Source organism: Sphingomonas sanxanigenens DSM 19645 = NX02 (genome assembly GCF_000512205.2).
GTDB classification, from domain to species: domain Bacteria; phylum Pseudomonadota; class Alphaproteobacteria; order Sphingomonadales; family Sphingomonadaceae; genus Sphingomonas_D; species Sphingomonas_D sanxanigenens.
This window is the reverse complement of sequence record NZ_CP006644.1, coordinates 2,212,104-2,228,395: the sequence shown is the minus strand read 5'-3', so window position 1 is coordinate 2,228,395 and position 16,292 is coordinate 2,212,104. Positions and strand designations below refer to the sequence as shown.

Below are 16,292 nucleotides of genomic sequence, written 5' to 3'. Positions count from 1 at the left end.
CGGCAGTTAGGCGTGCGGTGTGCCCGCGTCAACGCGGGTCGCACGTGCAGGGGGTGCATCCGCCAGCGGATGGCGGCTGTTGACGAGTTCGACGAGGCGGCGGCTGTCGACATGGGTGTAGATTTCGGTGGTCGCGATGTCGGCATGGCCGAGCAGGGTCTGCACCGCGCGCAGGTCGGCACCGCCCTCCAGCAGATGCGTCGCGAAGGCGTGGCGCAGCACGTGCGGGCTGACCCGCGTCGGGTCGATGCCGGCGCTCACCGCCAGCGCGCGAACCAGTTGATACAGCCGGACGCGGCTGAGATGCGTGCGGCCCGAGGGGAACAGCCACGCGCTGTCCTGCGGGATCAGCGCCCGCCACGCCGCGACCGCGGCGCGCGCCCGGTCGGAGATCGGCACCAGCCGCTCGCGCCCGCCCTTGCCGCGCAAGATCAGGAACGGACGGTCGCCGGACACGGCGCGCGCCGGCAGCGAGACGAGTTCGGTCGCGCGCAGGCCCGATCCGTAGAGCAGCTCGACCAGCGCCGCGAGGCGAACATCGAACGGCGATACGGGATCGAGCGTCAGCCGCCGGGCGATCTCGGCGAACAATCGATCGACATCGCCATGGCCGAGAATCCTGGGCAGCGGCCGTCGGGTGACCGGCCGCGGCAGCGCCGCCGACGGATCGTCACCGCGCAACCCCTCGTCGTGCAGGAAGGCGAAGAAGCGGCGCAGCGCCGCCGCCTTGCGCGCGACCGTCGATGCGGCGAGCGGCATCCATGCCTCGCCCAGCGTCTCGAGCGCGTCCTTGCCCGCACCCGCCAGCGCGCCGTCCAGCACCGCCGACGCGCCGTTGAGATCGGTGCGATAGGCATCGAGCGTGTTGCGCGCCGCGCCGGCTTCAGCCGCCATCATCTCCAGGAACCGGTCGATGAGACGGATATCCTCGCCGGCCGCCGCGATCATGTGCGCATCATCGCCTCCGCCGCGATCATCCGCGCCTCGGGCTCCCGCCCGACGCGGCGGAGTGCCGCGACGATGTGGTAGAGATGCTGCGCGGGTACGCGCTCCCACCGGCCGGTCTGCATGCCGACCGCGGCGAGCACCGCGACCGTGCCGCCGCGCCCGGCATTGGCGGCATCGACGATCGCGCGCGTCCAGCGATCGGTCGCATTCAGCGGCACGCCGAGATCGCGCGAAAGCCGGTCGATATCGCCCTGCGGCAGCCGCCCCAGCGCCGCCAGCCCGGCGAACAGCAACTGCGCGCGCGGCGAGCCCTCGGCGCGGCCCGCGAACGCATTGACCCGCGCGGCATCGACGCGCACCGTCGGCCGCGGCGTGCCGACCGCGAGCATCGCCCAGGCCGCGTCCGCATCGGCCGCGCTCATCGCGTCGACAGTCGCGCCCCAGCGCGCCGCCTGCACGTCGAGCCCGGCGGTCAGCATCGATCCGATGAGGTCGGCGGCTTCGCCCGCATAGGCGGCATCCACCGGGATCCGCGCCGCGGCGCGGGCGGTGAGGATATGGCGCGCGAACCGGGTGTTGGGATCGGTGCTGCCGTCCCAGATCGAACGCAGCGCGGAGACGCGCCCGGCGGTGTCGTCGCTATAGGCCAGGCGCAGCAGATCGGGCAGGCTGCCCGAAAGCTCGCTCGAATCCATCGCGTCGCCGACCGAGCCGTACAGATCGACCAGCGCCGCGCTGGAGAGGACGCCGAGCGTCGCCGCGAGATCCCCGGGGGCAGCGCGCGCCGCCGGGGCCAGCATCGGCGCACGGACCTGCCAGGCACGCGCGTGCAGCGGCATCGTCGCCATCAGGTTCTGCGGGATGTCGACGGCGACGGCGGAGGCGAGCCCGTAGCGCCACGTCGTCATCCGATCGATCCCGGCCCATTCGATCGTCGTCGAGCGCCGCGAATTGGCCCCCGCTCCCACGACCTTCTCGGCCAATGTCAGATCGACGCCGCGCGCGCGGCCGCGGCGGCGGATGGCCTCGATGATCGCGGCGGCCGGCCCGGATTCGCCGGCCATCGCCGAGCACATCGCCCGCGCCAGCGGCCACGCCGGCTTGCTGCTGTAGCGCTCGCCGGGCTCGGCGATTCGGCACATGCCGGCCGGGTCGCCGATCGCGAGCGAGGACTGCATCGCGACGCTGTAGAGCCGCGGGGTGAAGCGGTCGGTGTCGACGCTCTGCACCAGCATGCGCGCGGCATCCGCCTCGCCCATGCGCAGCAGCAGCCAGGCACGCGCGGCGACCCAGTCGGCGCCGTCGACACCCGCCGGCGTGGTCGATTCGCCCAGCAGCGCGCGGCGCAGCACGATCGAGGTCCACCGCGACGGCAACGGTGCGTCGAGCCGGTCGAGCAAGGTCACCAGCATGCGGCCGTCGCTGCCGGTGAAGGCATCGCGCCCGAACCCGCCCTCGGCCGGCGAGATCACGCCGACCGCTGCGGTCGAGCGGCGCAATACCGGCGGCAGATCATAGACTTCCGGGACGACGACCTGCGCGTCGGCGACGTTTCCCAGTTCGTCGTCGCTGCCCTCGCCCTCCGCTTCGGTGAGCGTGACCGGCGGCGGCGCCACGGGCGTCGGCCCGGCGGAAGGCGGCAGGAGATCCTGCGGGCCCCGCGCGCGCGGCGGTGCCGAGGGCTGGGCCGAAGGCGTCGGCGACGGCGGTGGCACCGGATCGCCGAAACCGGGGGGCAGCAGCGATTCGGGCGCGCTCTGGCTCAGCACCGGCGCCGCGATCGCGGCGGTGGCAAGCAGGGCAGCGGTGATCCAGGCCCGCTTACTTCCCAAGCTTGTCACCAGGCACGACCTTCTCGACGCGGGTCTGCGGCTTTTCGGTGTCCAGCGTCGAAAGAAACCACAGACCGCCGCCGACGATCAGGAGGAGAAGGATGAGGATGGTGATCAGACGCGTCACGAGAACTCCCTGGGGGCCCGATCCCGACCGCCGGTGCCCATTGCGACGCGCTTTTGCCCGATCGCCCCGGCTTATGTATAGCCCCCGCCGGCATGCTCGGAAACACAGTCACTCCCCCGGCCGCACCATTGCCTCGCGTCGACAGGCCGATCGTGCTCGTCGGACTGATGGGCGTGGGCAAATCGACGGTCGGCAAGCGCCTGGCCACGCGGCTCGACCTGCCGTTCGTCGATGCCGACCATGAGATCGAGCGCGCCGCGGACATGACCATCGCCGAGATGTTCGCGCGCTATGGCGAATCCGCATTTCGCGACGGCGAGCGCCGCGTGATCGCCCGCCTGATCGATGGCACGCCCAAGGTGATCGCAACCGGCGGCGGCGCGTTCATGGCGGACGCGACCCGTGCGCTGATCCTCCAGAACGCGATTTCGGTGTGGCTCGATGCCGATATCGACGTTCTCGCCGAGCGCGTCGGCCGCCGCGATGACCGGCCGTTGCTGAAAGACAAGGATCCGCGGATCGTGCTGCGCCAACTCGCCGCAATCCGCAATCCCGTCTACGCGCAGGCGAAGATCCACATTCACAGCAAGCCGCAGCCGCACGACCACGCCGTCAACGCCATCCTGGATGCCCTTCGCCAATGACCCTCGTTCCCGTCGCCCTCGGCGATCGCAGTTATGATATCCTGATCGAAGCCGGCGCGATCGACCGCGCGGCGGCGTTGCTGGCGCCCTGGCAGCGCGGCGGCCGCTGGATCGTCGTGACCGAGGAGAATGTCTACCGCCACCAGTTCGGCCGGTTGCAAGCCGCGCTGTCCGCCGCGGGCGTGCCGATCGAGCCGATCGTGCTGCCGCCGGGCGAAGGCACCAAGAACTGGGATATCCTCCGCAGCCTGACCGAACGGCTTCTGGCGCTGGAGGTCGAGCGGTCCGAATCGATCGTCGCGCTCGGCGGCGGCGTGATCGGCGATCTGGTCGGCTTCGCGGCATCGATCGTGAAGCGCGGCTGCGATTTCGTCCAGATCCCCACCACCCTGCTGTCGCAGGTCGATTCGTCGGTGGGCGGCAAGACCGCGATCAACAGCGCGCACGGCAAGAATCTGGTCGGCGCCTTCCACCAGCCGCGCTTCGTGCTGATCGACCCGACCGTGCTCGACACGCTGCCGCGCCGCGAGGTCGCCGCCGGCTATGCAGAGGTCGTCAAATATGGCCTGCTCGGCGATTTCGACTTCTACCAGTGGTGCGAGACGAACGCCGCCGCGCTGCTCGGCGGCGATCCCGATGCGCGCGCCTATGCGATCGAGATGAGCGTGCGTGCCAAGGCCCGCATCGTCGCCGCGGACGAGCGCGAGACCGCGGACCACCGCGCACTGCTCAACCTCGGCCACACCTTCGGTCACGCGCTCGAGGCCGAGACGGGCTATTCGGACCGGCTGCTGCACGGCGAGGCGGTCGCCGCCGGCATGGCGCTCGCCTTCCGCTACTCCGCGCGGCGCGGGCTGTGCGAGGCGCAGGATGCGGGCCGGGTCGCCGCGCATCTGCGTGCCGCCGGGCTGCCGCAGGGGCTGGCGGATGCCGGCGTGGCAGCATCGGGCGCGGTGCTCGCGGGGCATATGGCGCACGACAAGAAGAAGAGCGGCGGACGCGTGCCCTTCATCCTGGCGCGCGGCATCGGCAATGCCTTCGTCGACAAGCAGGTCGCGCTTGCCGACGTCGCGGACTTCCTCGACACGGAGCCGCGCTGACGGCGAGCCCGGCTTATCGGGCGCGCCGCATCACCGTCGGAACGGGCGAAGCCCCAGCCACACCCAGCCGGCGATCATCAGCACGCCGCCGATCGGCGTGATCATCCCCAGCCAGCGCGGGCCGCCGAACGCCATCGCGTAAAGCGTGCCCGCGAAGATCAGCGATCCCGCCATCAGCAGCATCGACGGCCCCCGCGCGACGATCCGGCCGGTCATGGCCGCCACCGCGACGGCATGGACGAGTTGATAGAGCCCGCCGGTCTTCAGCCATTCGGCCGGCTGCCCGGTCACGCCATGCGCGCCGAACGCGCCCGCCGCGATCGCCACCGCCGCGCTGAACGCCGCGAAGGCCAGCATCCGATCACGCCTCGCAATCATGTGCGCTCCTCTGGCAGCACGCCGGGCCGGAGCATCATGTCCTTGCCGGCGCGCAGGTCTCCGGCGGCGATCTGGCGATCCAGCCGGTCGGCATCGATGCGTCGATAGTCCGCCTCGGTGCGGTCGATCTCGTCTTCCTCGATCTCCAGCGTCACCATCGCCAGGCGCGCCATCTCGATCGCCGATTCATAGACTTCGCGCACCGCCGTTGCCGGCGAGCCCGCCAGCCGCATCAACTGCCGCCGGTCGAACGCGCGCACGAAGATCTTCGCCTGCGGGAAGGCCAGCGAGATCGGGTGCAGCATGTTGGCATCCACCGACTGCCCATCGATGCAGAACAGGATCAGCCCGGCCTCTTCGGCGCCCGCCCCGCGCAGCAGGTCGATGCGCGTGCCGTCGCCATAATAGACCTTCGCGCCGAAGGCGGTGCTGATGTCGATCTGCAGCGGGTTGGAATCGATCAGCGTCAGCGGGATGCGCTGCGCCGTCAGCATCTGCGCGACCGTCTGCCCGAACCGGCCATAGCCGACGATGATCGCGCTGGCGCCGGCGACATTCTCCGGCCCCGGCAGATCGCCGCGCGCCTCGATCGGCTCTTCGCGGAAGCGGCGCGAGATCATCATCAGGAAGGGCGTGCTCGCCATCGACAGCGTCACCACCGCGCCGAACAGGCTCGCCGCCTCGGGCGCGATCAGCAGCGCGGATTGCGCCTGTGCGAACAGCACGAAGCCGAACTCGCCGCCCTGGCTCAACAGCAGGCCGAGGCCGAGCGCGGGCCGCCACGCCATGCCGGCGATGCGGCCGATCCCGATCATGATCACCGCCTTGGTGACGATCAGCGCGGTTGCCATGCCCAGCACGAACAGGGGCCGCTCCGCAATCGCGCGCAGATCGAGCAACATGCCCACCGCGACGAAGAACAGCCCGAGCAGCAGCGAGCGGAAGGGTTCGACATCGGCTTCCAGCTCGTGCCGATAGGGCGAATCGGCGAGCATCACGCCCGCGACGAACGCGCCCAGCGCGGTCGACAGATGCAGCGACTGCATCACCGCGGCGCTGGCGACCACCGTGAACAGCCCCGCGGCGATGAACATCTCGCGTTCGCCGAGGCCGCCGATCAGCTTGAACATCGGGTTGAGGATGAAGCGCCCCGCCAGCACCAGCCCTGCGATCGCGAGCACGGTATAGACCGCGAGCAGCCAGCCCGGCGGCGCGGTGGGATCGGCAGGCGCGCGCGAAAGCGCCGCGATGATCGTGATCAGCGGAACGATCGAGAGATCCTGGAACAGCAGGATCGAGAACGCCCGCTCGCCGAACGGCGTCCGCAGCCGCCCCGCCGATTGCAGCATCGGCAGCACCTGAGCGGTGGAGGAGAGCGCCAGCGGGAGGCCCAGCGCGATCGACGCCGCGAAGGAAAAGGGCGTGAACCACCAGACGACACAGGTGACCGCGACGCCGCAGAGCACCACCTGCGCCGCGCCGAACCCGAAAATATCGTGCTTCAGCCGCCACAGCCGCGCGGGCGTGAGTTCGAGGCCGACGAGGAACAGCAGCAGGGTGATGCCCAGTTCGGCGACGCCGAGCTTGCTCTGCGCCTCGCCGACGAGGTTGAGCATCTGCGGGCCGATCACCGCGCCGGCGACGAGATAACCCAGCGTCGCCCCCAGCCCGAGGCGACGGAAGATCAGCACGAAGATCAGCGCCGTCCCGAGCAGGACGACGCCATCCGTCAGCATCAGCGCGCCGCCATGGCCACCGCCCTCCATCAGCGCGCCCCGCGCCGGTCGATCGCCGCGGCAAGCGCGGCCTCGACCGCCTCGAACGCCAGCCGGATCGAGGGATGGCGCGCGCTGTGCGGACGCGCGGGCGCAAAGATTTCGAGGCCCGGCCAATCGCCCGGATCCTCGCGCTCGCCGGCGAGGAATGCGCTCAGCGCCGCGTGCGCCGACGCCACCTCATCGAGCGAACGGCCGATCGCATGGTCCGCCATCAGCGCCGACGAGGCCTGGCCCAGCGCGCAGGCGCGCACATCGAGCCCGATTGCAGCGACGCGTCCCTCGCCATCCGCCGTCACGTCCACCGCAACGCGGCTGCCGCAGATCGGCGACCGGCGCTCGGCGCTGCCGCCGGGCTCGGACAGCCGGCCAAGATGCGGGATCGATGCCGCGAGGCGAAGGATGCGGGCATTGTAAAGTGGAGCGTTCATCTGGAGGCGCTTCCCGTCTCGTCATCGACAACTGCGCGGCGGCGGGCCTGGACGAAATCCACCAGCGCGCGCCCGCTGGCATTGAGCAGCGGATAGGTGCGCGCGTCGGTGATCCATACCGGCTTGGGCGCGCGCGCGTCGATCGTCTCGAGCACCAGCACCACCAGAAGATAGAGCAGGGTGGCGCCGATCAACCCCTTGAGCGCACCGAAACCGACGCCCAGCAGGCGATCGAACGGCCCCAGCACCGATTGCTTCACACGATTGCCGATCGCGCGCGCAACGATTCGCGCGGCGATGAAGCTCACCCCGAACACCAATGCGAAGGCGACGATCGCCGCCCCCGGCGCGCTGCCGACCGGATCGAGCAGGAAGGCGGCGGCCGGCGCATGCGCCATCTTCAGCGCAAAGATCGCCACGACCCATGCGGCAAGCGCCAGCGCCTCGGTCACGAAACCGCGCCAGCCGCCCAACGCCGCTGCGCCGCCGACGATCAGCAGCACGAGTATATCGAGGGCGGTGGCGTCCATTGCGTCCAAAATCATGGGCACGGGCCGGATGCCCGCGTCTGGCCCCTCGCTATCCGCGCGAGAGCATATGGTCAACGAGCGCGCCGAGCGTCGGGAAGCCCATTGTCTTGAGCGGGGCGGCGTCCCTGGACAGGGCCTGCGGCAGCATCGCGCGCTCGAAGCCGAGCTTGGCGGCCTCCTTCAGCCGCAGCGCGCCGTGCGCGACCGGGCGCACCTCGCCCGACAGCGCAACCTCGCCGAACGCGACCATATCGGGCGGCACCGGCTGCTCCGACAATGCCGAAATCAGCGCGACCGCAACCGCAAGGTCGGCGGCGGGATCGGACAGCCGATAGCCGCCGGCGACGTTCAGATAGACCTCGCAGGTCGAAAAGCTCAGCCCGCACCGTGCCTCCAGCACGGCGAGGATCATCGCGAGGCGCCCGCTGTCCCAGCCGACCACCGCGCGGCGTGGCGTCGCCCCGCTTGCCAGCCGCACCGTCAGCGCCTGGATCTCGATCAGCACCGGCCGCGTGCCCTCCAGCGCCGGAAACACGGTGGTGCCCGTGACATTCTCGTTGCGGCTGGTGAGGAACAGCGCGGACGGGTTCGAAACCTCCGCCAGCCCCTGCTCCGCCATCGAGAAGACGCCGATCTCGTCGGTGCCGCCGAAGCGATTCTTGATCGCACGCAGGATGCGATACTGATGGCTGCGCTCCCCTTCGAAGGCGAGCACCGTATCGACCATATGCTCCAGCACGCGCGGCCCGGCGATGGTGCCGTCCTTGGTGACATGGCCCACCAGCACCAGCGCGGTGCCGCGTTCCTTGGCGAAGCGGATCAGTTCCTGCGCGGAGGCGCGGACCTGGCTGACCGTACCCGGCGCACCTTCGATCAGGTCGCTGTGCATCGTCTGGATCGAATCGATCACCAGCAGGTCGGGCGCGCGGCCCGCGCCGAGGGTCGTCAGAATATCCCGCACCGAGGTTGCCGCGGCCAACTGCACCGGCGCATCGCCCAGCCCCAGCCGGCGCGCGCGCAACCGCACCTGGTCCGCCGCTTCCTCGCCCGAGACATAGGCCACCGCCGCGCCCCTGGTCGCGACCAGCGCCGCCGCCTGCAGCAGCAGCGTCGATTTGCCGATGCCGGGATCGCCGCCGATCAGCGTCGCCGATCCCTCGACGAAGCCGCCGCCCAGCGCGCGATCAAGTTCGCCGATGCCGGTCGGGCGCCGCGCCGGCAACGGGATGTCGGCATCCAGCGCAACCATCTGCACCATGCGGCCGCCGCCCTGCAGATTGTGCTTCGCCTGGAACGGCGTGACCACCGCCCCCGCTTCCTCCACCAGCGTGTTCCACTCGCCGCAATCGACGCATTGCCCCTGCCATTTCGACAGGACCGAGCCGCAGCTCTGGCAGACGTAGCGCTTCTGGGGTTTGGCCATGAACGTTCCTTATTCGTTCCTACCCGGCCCGACAAGGTCTGCGGTACGGTGCGCGGGCTGCTGACGTCGCGCAAACGCGCACCCAGAGTCACGCAAAGCCCCGGCGACTGTCGATTTCCGTCCCCCATACTGGCCCTGATCGGCGATCGGTGCGATGATGCCGGCACGGTACCGCCGTCGTGACTCGCCGCGCCGATTGGCTGGCTGTACGATGGCGGAAAGGATTGGCTAGGGCACCGGGCCAATCTTGCGGATCGGACAGGCGGGCGCTGCCGACGACGTAGAAAGTGCCCATGCGCCATATCGACAGACGGACCCTCCTGGCCGGCGGGGTCGGCATTCCTGCCGGTGCCCTCGCACCCCCCGTCTCTGCCGCCCCCGTCTCTGCAGATCCCGGTCCCGTCACAGATCTGCGCCTGCGCCCCACTGTCCATACCGGCGCGGAACGATGGTCGTTGCACGATCGCATGATCCATCACGCTGTTCCGGGTGTCGCAATTGCCGTCGTGCGGCGGGACGTGATTGAAACCGTGCGGGGGTTTGGAACGCGGATCGCCGGTGCGAACGCGCCCGTAGATGCAGATACCCTGTTCTCGGTGGGTTCGGTCAGCAAGCTGGCGAGTGCGGCGCTTTGCCTGCAACTGGTATCGCGCGGCATCCTCGACCTCGACCGGGACGTGAACCACTGGCTCAAGAGATGGCGGGTCCCCGCCGGGCCGCACGGCGACGGGCGTGCTGTCACGCTGCGGATGCTGCTATCGCATACGAGCGGATTCAATGTGCACGGCTTCGCGGATTATCCGCCCGGCGTTCCTCTCCCTTCGCTCGTCCAGACGTTGAACGGCGAGAGTCCGGCGATGAACAAGGCGCTGGCCCGGATCGATCCGGCGGGCACGCGGTCGCGCTATTCGGGTGGCGGCTACATGATCGTGCAAGCGGTGATGGAGGACGCCACTGGCGAGCCGGCGATGCGGCGCAGCCGGTTTGTGGCCGCACCTGCCGACAGCTTCGCGAACATTGCGCGTGCCCATGATCGGGGCGGAAAGCTGGTGGCCTTGCCGCGCGGGTGGCAGAGCTTCCCCGAACTTGCACCTTCCGGGCTTTGGACCACGGCAGGCGATCTCGCCAGAATGATCGTGGCGCTTGGGGTCAGCTACCGCACAGCCGGCGGGTTCCTGCCTCAGGAACTGGCCGTGGACATGATGACCGCCGTGGCGCCTGGCGCGAACGGTTTGGGGCCACGCCTGGCCGGCGTGGGCGCGGCACGGATCTTCCACCATGGCGGCGCGAACGACAGCTACAAGGCCTATGTCGAGGGCAATCTCGCGACCGGCGACGGGCTGGTTGTGCTGACCAACGGCGAACGTGGAGACGTGCTGGGCGATGAAATTCGCAATGCCGTTTCCGACGCCTATCATTGGCCGGGAGACTGGTCTGTGCTGGTTCCTGCCGTTCCCATGCTCTCGCTGCTCGACAGCTATGCAGGCACTTATCGCCGCCGCGCCGATCAGGACCCGCTCGTTGCGGGATTTCTCGATACGGGCTTCAGCGCCGACACGGTGGAGGTAGTGCGTTCGAAGCATGGCCTCTCCATCCGATCGAGGGGACGCGACCGCAAACTCGTGCCCGTCGACAGCTCGGACTTCGTGATGCCGGACGGCTACGTCCCTGCGGCAACCATGCTTTTCAGGTTCGCTCGTGACACTGACGGGAAGGTCAGGCGTCTGCGGGCCATTGCCGGCGCTGACACGCTGGTGTTCGACAGGCAGCAACCGGCGTGACGGGCGGTGTCGGCACGCGCGTCGCCAGCCCCTGGAAATACTCATGGCAAAGCCAATATTTTATCTTTTGTGCCCGGCTGATGCCTCGGTCAAACGTCGCGCCTGAGGCATGACGAGGCACTGAACCATGAACCCGACGCGGCGATCCCTGACCCTCGGCATCTCCACGCTGATGTGCTGGCCCGCCCTGGCGCGGTCCGCGGTCGCGGATCCGATCGCCGAATATGAACGTGCGACCGGCGGACGGATCGGCGTCTATGCCCTGAATGTGAAGACGGGCACGGAAATCGCCTGGCGCGCTGACGAACGCTTCATCATGTGCAGCACCTACAAGGCATTGCTCGCCTCGTTCGTGCTGTCGCGCGTGGACCGCGGGCAGGAGGAACTGGACTCGCCCGTGCCCTATACGGCGGGGGACACGCTCGAACTGTGGGCGCCGGTCGCCAATGCCAACCTGAAGAAGGGCTCGATGACCGTCGAAGCCATGTGCAGGGCCGCGGTTGAGATCAGCGATGGCGCGTGCGCCAATCTGGTGATGGCGCGGTCCGGCGGCCCGTCCGCGCTGACGGCGTTCCTGCGGTCGATCGGCGACGAGACGACGCGCGTCGATCATTTCGAGCCTGCGCTCGACCGATCGCCATCCGGGGGGCCGGATGATTCGACGACACCGCGCGCGATGGCCACGACATTACAAGCGTTGGTCCTCGGGACCACGCTGTCCGCCGGATCGCGGGCGCGGCTCACCGCCTGGCTCATGGGAAACCAAACCAATCACCGCCTTCGCCGTGGCCTCCCCAGGCGCTGGCGCATCGCCAACAAGACGGGCCACAGCGGCCGCGACATGGCGGGGGACATCGCCGTCGTCTGGCCCAGGCCCGACACGCCGATCCTTATCGCGGTCTATACGCGCGAGGGAACGCCGACCGAACGACAGTTCGACCGAAGTTTCGGCGATATCGGCCGGCTGGTCGCGGCGACGCTGGCGTGAGGACGATCGCGCGCGACGCTTTCCCGACGACCGATCCGGCGCCCGGCAGGTCGCGACGCCGGCTTGCGCCGGTCGTCGGCAACCGCCACAGCCGGAGCCATGATCACCGTCGCCAGCTATAACATCCGCAAGGCGATCGGTACCGATCGCCGCCGCCGCCCGGATCGGATCCTGGAAGTATTGGCGGAGATCGACGCCGACATCATCCTGCTGCAGGAGGCCGATCGCCGCTTCGGCGCGCGCCAGGCCGCCCTTCCCTTCCACCTCATCGCCGAGCATAGCGGCTATGCGCCGGTCGATTTCGCGGTTCGCGCCGGCGGGCTCGGGTGGCACGGCAACGCCATCCTGGTGCGCACGGGCACGGAGGTGCTCGCGCAGCGCGTGCTCCATCTGCCCGCGCTCGAACCGCGCGGCGCGGTGATGGCGGACGTGCGGATCGGCCGGCGCGCGGTTCGGATCGTCGGCATGCATCTCGACCTTTCGGGGCTGTGGCGCCGACGGCAGGCGCACGCGATCATCGCGGCGGTCGACCATGAGGCGGAAAGCTTGCCGACGGTGATGGCCGGCGATCTCAACGAATGGACGGCGGCGCGCGGCTGCCTGCGCGATTTCGGCAGCCATTTCCGCTTCGCCGAAACCGGCCCCAGCTTTCACGCGCGCCGCCCGGTGGCGCGGCTCGACCGTATCATGGTGAACGAGAAGTTCGCGGTCAGGGAATGCGGCGTGCACGCCAGTTCGATCTCCCGCACGGCGTCCGACCATCTGCCGATCTGGGCCAAGCTGGACTTCGCATGACCCCCGCCCGCGCCCGGCTCGACATCCGCAACCGCACCTGCCACGGTTGAACGATGCGGGAGAAGGAGTTGCGGCTGGCGCTCGTCTGCTACGGCGGCATCAGCCTCGCGGTCTACATGCACGGGGTGACCAAGGAAGTCTGGCACCTGGTGCGCGCAAGCCGCGATCATCATGCGGACGAGACGGAACGCCCGGATGCGACGGACGCACCCGAGACCGAGACGATTTATCGCCGGCTGCTCGAACGGATCGAGCAATCGGCCGGCGTCCGGCTGCGCGTGCTCAACGACATCGTCGCCGGCGCCAGCGCCGGCGGCATCAACGGCGTGTTCCTGGCGCAGGCGATCGTGACGGGGCAGTCGCTCGACCCCCTTACGGACCTGTGGCTCGAACGCGCCGATGTCGAGGTTCTGCTCGATCCCGACGCGCAGCCCTTTTCGCGTTTCACCAAGATCTGGGCGCAGCCGATCGTCTGGCTCGCCGCCAACCGCAGCGGCACGATCGACGAAACGGTGGATGCCGATACGCGCGACGAGGTGCGCGCGAAGCTGTCGCGCTTCGTGCGCGCGCGCTGGTTCGCCCCGCCCTTCGGCGGCAAGGTGTTCGATGGGCTGCTGCTGGATGCGCTCGATGCGATGACGGCGAGCGGCAATGGCCCCAGCCTGCTGCCGCCCGGACAGCCGCTCGACCTGTTCGTGACCGTCACCGATTTCCACGGCCACCCGCAGAAACTGCGGCTGCACAGCCCCGCCGAGGTGATCGAGACCGAGCATCGGCTGACCATCGGCTTTTCGACCGGCGGCCAGACCGGCGCGGGGCGACTGGCGCATCCCGCCGAACTCGCCTTTGCCGCGCGCGCCACCGCCAGCTTTCCCGGCGCGTTCCCGCCGTTCATGGTGGGGGAACTGGATGCGGTGCTCAAGGAGCGCGGCCGGAATTGGCCCGGGCGCGACGCCTTCCTCGCCCGCGCGCTGCCGCGCCATGCCGCGCTGGGCAAGGCGGCGGAGGCGGTGCTGATCGACGGATCGGTGCTCGCCAACGCCCCGTTCCGTCCCGCGATCGAGGCGCTCAAGAGCCGGCCGGCACGGCGCGAGGTCGATCGCCGCTTCGTCTATATCGATCCCAAGCCGCGGCTGCGCAGCATCAGCTTCGACGGGGGTGTCGATGCCAAGGGCGATGCCAGGCCGCCGGGCTTCTTCTCGACCATCCTCGGCGCCTTGTCGGACATCCCGCGCGAACAGCCGATCCGCGACAATCTGGAGACCATCGAGGCGCGCTCGCAGCGCATCGCCCGTACCCGCCGGATCGTCGAGGCGCTGCGCCCCGAGGTCGAAGCGGCGATCGAGGCGATGTTCGGATCGACCTTCTTCCTCGACCGGCCGACCGCCGCGCGCCTCGCGAACTGGCGCGCGCGGGCACAGGAGAAGGCGGCGCGGCAGGCCGGCCATGCCTATGCCGCCTATGGCCACCTCAAGCTCGCCGGCGTCGTCGACGAAATCGCTTTGCTCTTCTCACGCTTCGGCAACCGGGGGCAGGAAGCGGCCGACCGCTTGCGCCCCTTGCTGTGGGCAGCCGTATCCGGCGCGGGGCTCGACCGGGTGAGCGAGCCCGGCGGCGGCGCCAATCCCGCGGTGATCCAGTTTTTCCGTTCGCATGATCTGGGCTTCCGGATCCGCCGCCTGCGCACGCTGGCGCGGCAGCTGACGGCGATCGAGGAGCAGGCGGATGCCGAACTCGCGCCGTCGCTGGGGTCGATGCGCGACGCGATCTACGAAGCGCTGGCGCTCTATCTCGATCGCCAGATCCACGATTTCTACGGCGCCGAACTGCGCACCGACGTAAGCCTGCCCGAGCCGGACGTGGCGATGCTGCTCGATCGGCTGGCCGCCGCCCGCGATCTCGCGCGCGTCGACGACGTTGCCGACGATCGCATCGCCGAAGCGCTTGCCGCGCTGCCCAAGGCGGAGCGCCGCACGCTGTTGCTCGCCTATCTCGGCTTCCCCTTCTACGATCTCGCGACCCTGCCGCTGCTGCAGGGCGAGGGCATGGACGAGTTCGACCCCGTGAAGGTCGACCGGATTTCTCCCGAAGACGCGGGGACGATCCGCGGCGGCGGCCCCGAAGCGACGTTGAAAGGCATCCAGTTCAACAGCTTCGGCGCCTTCTTCAGCCGCGCCTATCGCGAGAACGACTATCTCTGGGGCCGGCTGCACGGCGCCGACCGGCTGATCGACATCCTGCTGTCCACCCTGCCCGCGGGGCAAGGACCGGGCCGCGACGAGGTCGCCGCGATCAAGCGCGCCGCCTTCACCGCCATCGTCGATGCCGAGGAAGCGCGGCTGACCGCCATCCCCGAACTGATCGAGACGCTGCGCGACGAGATCGGCTGAACCCCGGCCTTCTCAAGCCGGCGCTTTTTGCCTACACCGTCGCGATACGGCACAAAAAGCCGAGGGGCTCGCTTCATGCAATTTCTGCGCACCTTGTTCTGGGTTCTCGTCACGGCGGTCATGGTCGTTTTCGCGATCCAGAACTGGAAGCAGGTCGATATCAGCCTTTCGGGCATCACCGTCGAGATCAAGCTGCCTCTGCTGCTGCTCGCGGTGTTCCTGATCGGCTTCCTGCCGATGCTGGTCGTATCGCGCACCGCGCAATGGCAATTGCGCCGACGGCTGGACACGACGGAGCGCGCGCTGCAACAAGCGGTGATGTCACCGCCCACCGAGCCCACCGCAAACGCCCCGGACGCCACGCCGCGGTTGCTGCCGTCCCCCACCCCCGCGCCGCCGGGTGCCGCATGAAGGGTCCGGTCTACGTCGCGCTGGATACGCCGGACATCGAACGGGCGAAGGCGATCGCCTCCAAGGTTCGCAACCATGTCGGCGGCATCAAGCTGGGCCTCGAATTCTTCTGCGCGAACGGCCATGCCGGCGTGCGGGAGATCGCCGCGATCGGCCTGCCGATCTTCCTCGATCTCAAGCTGCACGACATCCCCAACACCGTCGCCAAGGCGGTGCAGGCGCTGCGTCCGCTCGAACCCGCGATCCTCACCGTCCACGCCGCCGGCGGCCGCGCGATGATGGAAGACGCCAAGGCCGCGGCACCGATCGGCACCAAGGTCGTCGCCGTGACGGTGCTGACCAGCCTCGATGGCGAGGATCTCACCGCGATCGGCATCAAGGGCGATCCGCACGACCAGGTGCTGCGCCTGACCGCGCTGGCGCGCGAAGCCGGGCTCGACGGCGTCGTCTGCTCGGGCGAGGAGGTGAAGGCGGCCAAAGCGCTGTGGCGCGACGGTTTCTTCGTGGTGCCCGGCGTCCGCCCGGCCGATGGTGTCGTCGGCGACCAGAAGCGCGTCGTGACGCCGCGCAAGGCGCTCGATCATGGCGCGTCGATCCTCGTCATCGGCCGGCCGATCACGCAGGCCGAGGATCCCGACCTCGCCGCGCGGGCGATCGAAGCGACGCTGTAAACGAAGAAGGGCGACTGCCACGCGGGGTCGCCCTTTCCCCGTTCATCACCGGCTGCCGTGGCGGCTCA

Annotated in this window: 16 protein-coding genes; 8 read left to right on the top strand and 8 right to left on the bottom strand. The window is 69.5% G+C overall.

Annotated elements, in window-relative coordinates:
* Positions 1-6: 6 nt before the first annotated feature.
* Genes NX02_RS10255 through NX02_RS33100 form a run of 3 tightly spaced genes read right to left on the bottom strand, consistent with a single transcriptional unit; the run spans position 7 to position 2,907 of the window.
* A complete protein-coding gene (locus NX02_RS10255) occupies positions 7-948 on the bottom strand; it encodes a tyrosine recombinase (RefSeq protein WP_025292107.1) in 942 nt (313 codons plus the stop codon).
* Positions 945-2,780, bottom strand: coding sequence for a hypothetical protein (locus tag NX02_RS10250; protein ID WP_025292106.1), 1,836 nt, complete (start codon positions 2,778-2,780; stop codon positions 945-947). The genes NX02_RS10255 and NX02_RS10250 overlap by 4 nt, the downstream gene beginning before the upstream one ends.
* Positions 2,770-2,907: a hypothetical protein gene (locus NX02_RS33100; protein ID WP_169787209.1), complete on the bottom strand. Its 138-nt coding sequence runs from the start codon at positions 2,905-2,907 to the stop codon at positions 2,770-2,772. The genes NX02_RS10250 and NX02_RS33100 overlap by 11 nt, the downstream gene beginning before the upstream one ends.
* A gap of 92 nt (positions 2,908-2,999) precedes the next feature.
* On the opposite strand from NX02_RS33100, the gene NX02_RS10245 reads away from it, so the two are divergent.
* Together NX02_RS10245 and aroB are read left to right on the top strand one after the other, a co-directional pair.
* The gene (locus NX02_RS10245; RefSeq protein ID WP_025292105.1) at positions 3,000-3,551 is read left to right on the top strand and encodes a shikimate kinase; all 552 of its coding nucleotides are present in this window, start codon (positions 3,000-3,002) and stop codon (positions 3,549-3,551) included.
* On the top strand, positions 3,548-4,651 hold the full coding sequence (aroB, locus tag NX02_RS10240; protein ID WP_025292104.1) for a 3-dehydroquinate synthase: 1,104 nt from the start codon (positions 3,548-3,550) through the stop codon (positions 4,649-4,651). Before NX02_RS10245 ends, aroB begins: the two co-directional genes overlap by 4 nt.
* Before the next feature lie 30 nt (positions 4,652-4,681).
* Here aroB and NX02_RS10235 read toward each other — a convergent pair whose 3' ends face one another.
* The 5 genes from NX02_RS10235 to radA are packed head-to-tail and all read right to left on the bottom strand — an operon-like array spanning position 4,682 to position 9,188.
* The gene (locus NX02_RS10235) at positions 4,682-5,029 is read right to left on the bottom strand and encodes a DUF423 domain-containing protein (protein ID WP_425424036.1); all 348 of its coding nucleotides are present in this window, start codon (positions 5,027-5,029) and stop codon (positions 4,682-4,684) included.
* Positions 5,026-6,795 (bottom strand): cation:proton antiporter domain-containing protein, encoded by a 1,770-nt coding sequence (locus NX02_RS10230; RefSeq protein ID WP_025292102.1) that lies wholly within the window; start codon positions 6,793-6,795, stop codon positions 5,026-5,028. The genes NX02_RS10235 and NX02_RS10230 overlap by 4 nt, the downstream gene beginning before the upstream one ends.
* Entirely contained in the window at positions 6,795-7,235 is a 441-nt protein-coding gene (locus tag NX02_RS10225; RefSeq protein ID WP_025292101.1) for an iron-sulfur cluster assembly scaffold protein, read from the bottom strand. Before NX02_RS10225 ends, NX02_RS10230 begins: the two co-directional genes overlap by 1 nt.
* The gene (locus NX02_RS10220; protein WP_025292100.1) at positions 7,232-7,765 is read right to left on the bottom strand and encodes a CvpA family protein; all 534 of its coding nucleotides are present in this window, start codon (positions 7,763-7,765) and stop codon (positions 7,232-7,234) included. Before NX02_RS10220 ends, NX02_RS10225 begins: the two co-directional genes overlap by 4 nt.
* A gap of 49 nt (positions 7,766-7,814) precedes the next feature.
* Positions 7,815-9,188 (bottom strand): DNA repair protein RadA, encoded by a 1,374-nt coding sequence (gene radA, locus NX02_RS10215; protein WP_025292099.1) that lies wholly within the window; start codon positions 9,186-9,188, stop codon positions 7,815-7,817.
* 293 nt (positions 9,189-9,481) lie between these two features.
* Here radA and NX02_RS10210 point away from each other — a divergent pair, with 293 nt between their 5' ends.
* The 6 genes from NX02_RS10210 (at position 9,482) to pyrF (ending at position 16,224) form a co-directional block, all read left to right on the top strand.
* Complete coding sequence (locus NX02_RS10210; RefSeq protein WP_039997359.1) at positions 9,482-10,969, top strand: serine hydrolase domain-containing protein; 1,488 nt, start codon at positions 9,482-9,484, stop codon at positions 10,967-10,969.
* Between the two features lie 127 nt (positions 10,970-11,096).
* Complete coding sequence (bla, locus tag NX02_RS10205) at positions 11,097-11,957, top strand: class A beta-lactamase (RefSeq protein WP_025292097.1); 861 nt, start codon at positions 11,097-11,099, stop codon at positions 11,955-11,957.
* Between the two features lie 99 nt (positions 11,958-12,056).
* The gene (locus NX02_RS10200) at positions 12,057-12,752 is read left to right on the top strand and encodes an endonuclease/exonuclease/phosphatase family protein (protein WP_025292096.1); all 696 of its coding nucleotides are present in this window, start codon (positions 12,057-12,059) and stop codon (positions 12,750-12,752) included.
* A gap of 53 nt (positions 12,753-12,805) precedes the next feature.
* On the top strand, positions 12,806-15,142 hold the full coding sequence (locus tag NX02_RS10195) for a patatin-like protein (protein WP_025292095.1): 2,337 nt from the start codon (positions 12,806-12,808) through the stop codon (positions 15,140-15,142).
* A 75-nt stretch (positions 15,143-15,217) separates the two neighbouring features.
* A complete protein-coding gene (locus NX02_RS10190) occupies positions 15,218-15,553 on the top strand; it encodes a lipopolysaccharide assembly protein LapA domain-containing protein (protein WP_025292094.1) in 336 nt (111 codons plus the stop codon).
* Positions 15,550-16,224 (top strand): orotidine-5'-phosphate decarboxylase, encoded by a 675-nt coding sequence (gene pyrF / locus NX02_RS10185; protein WP_025292093.1) that lies wholly within the window; start codon positions 15,550-15,552, stop codon positions 16,222-16,224. Before NX02_RS10190 ends, pyrF begins: the two co-directional genes overlap by 4 nt.
* Positions 16,225-16,292 lie beyond the last annotated feature (68 nt).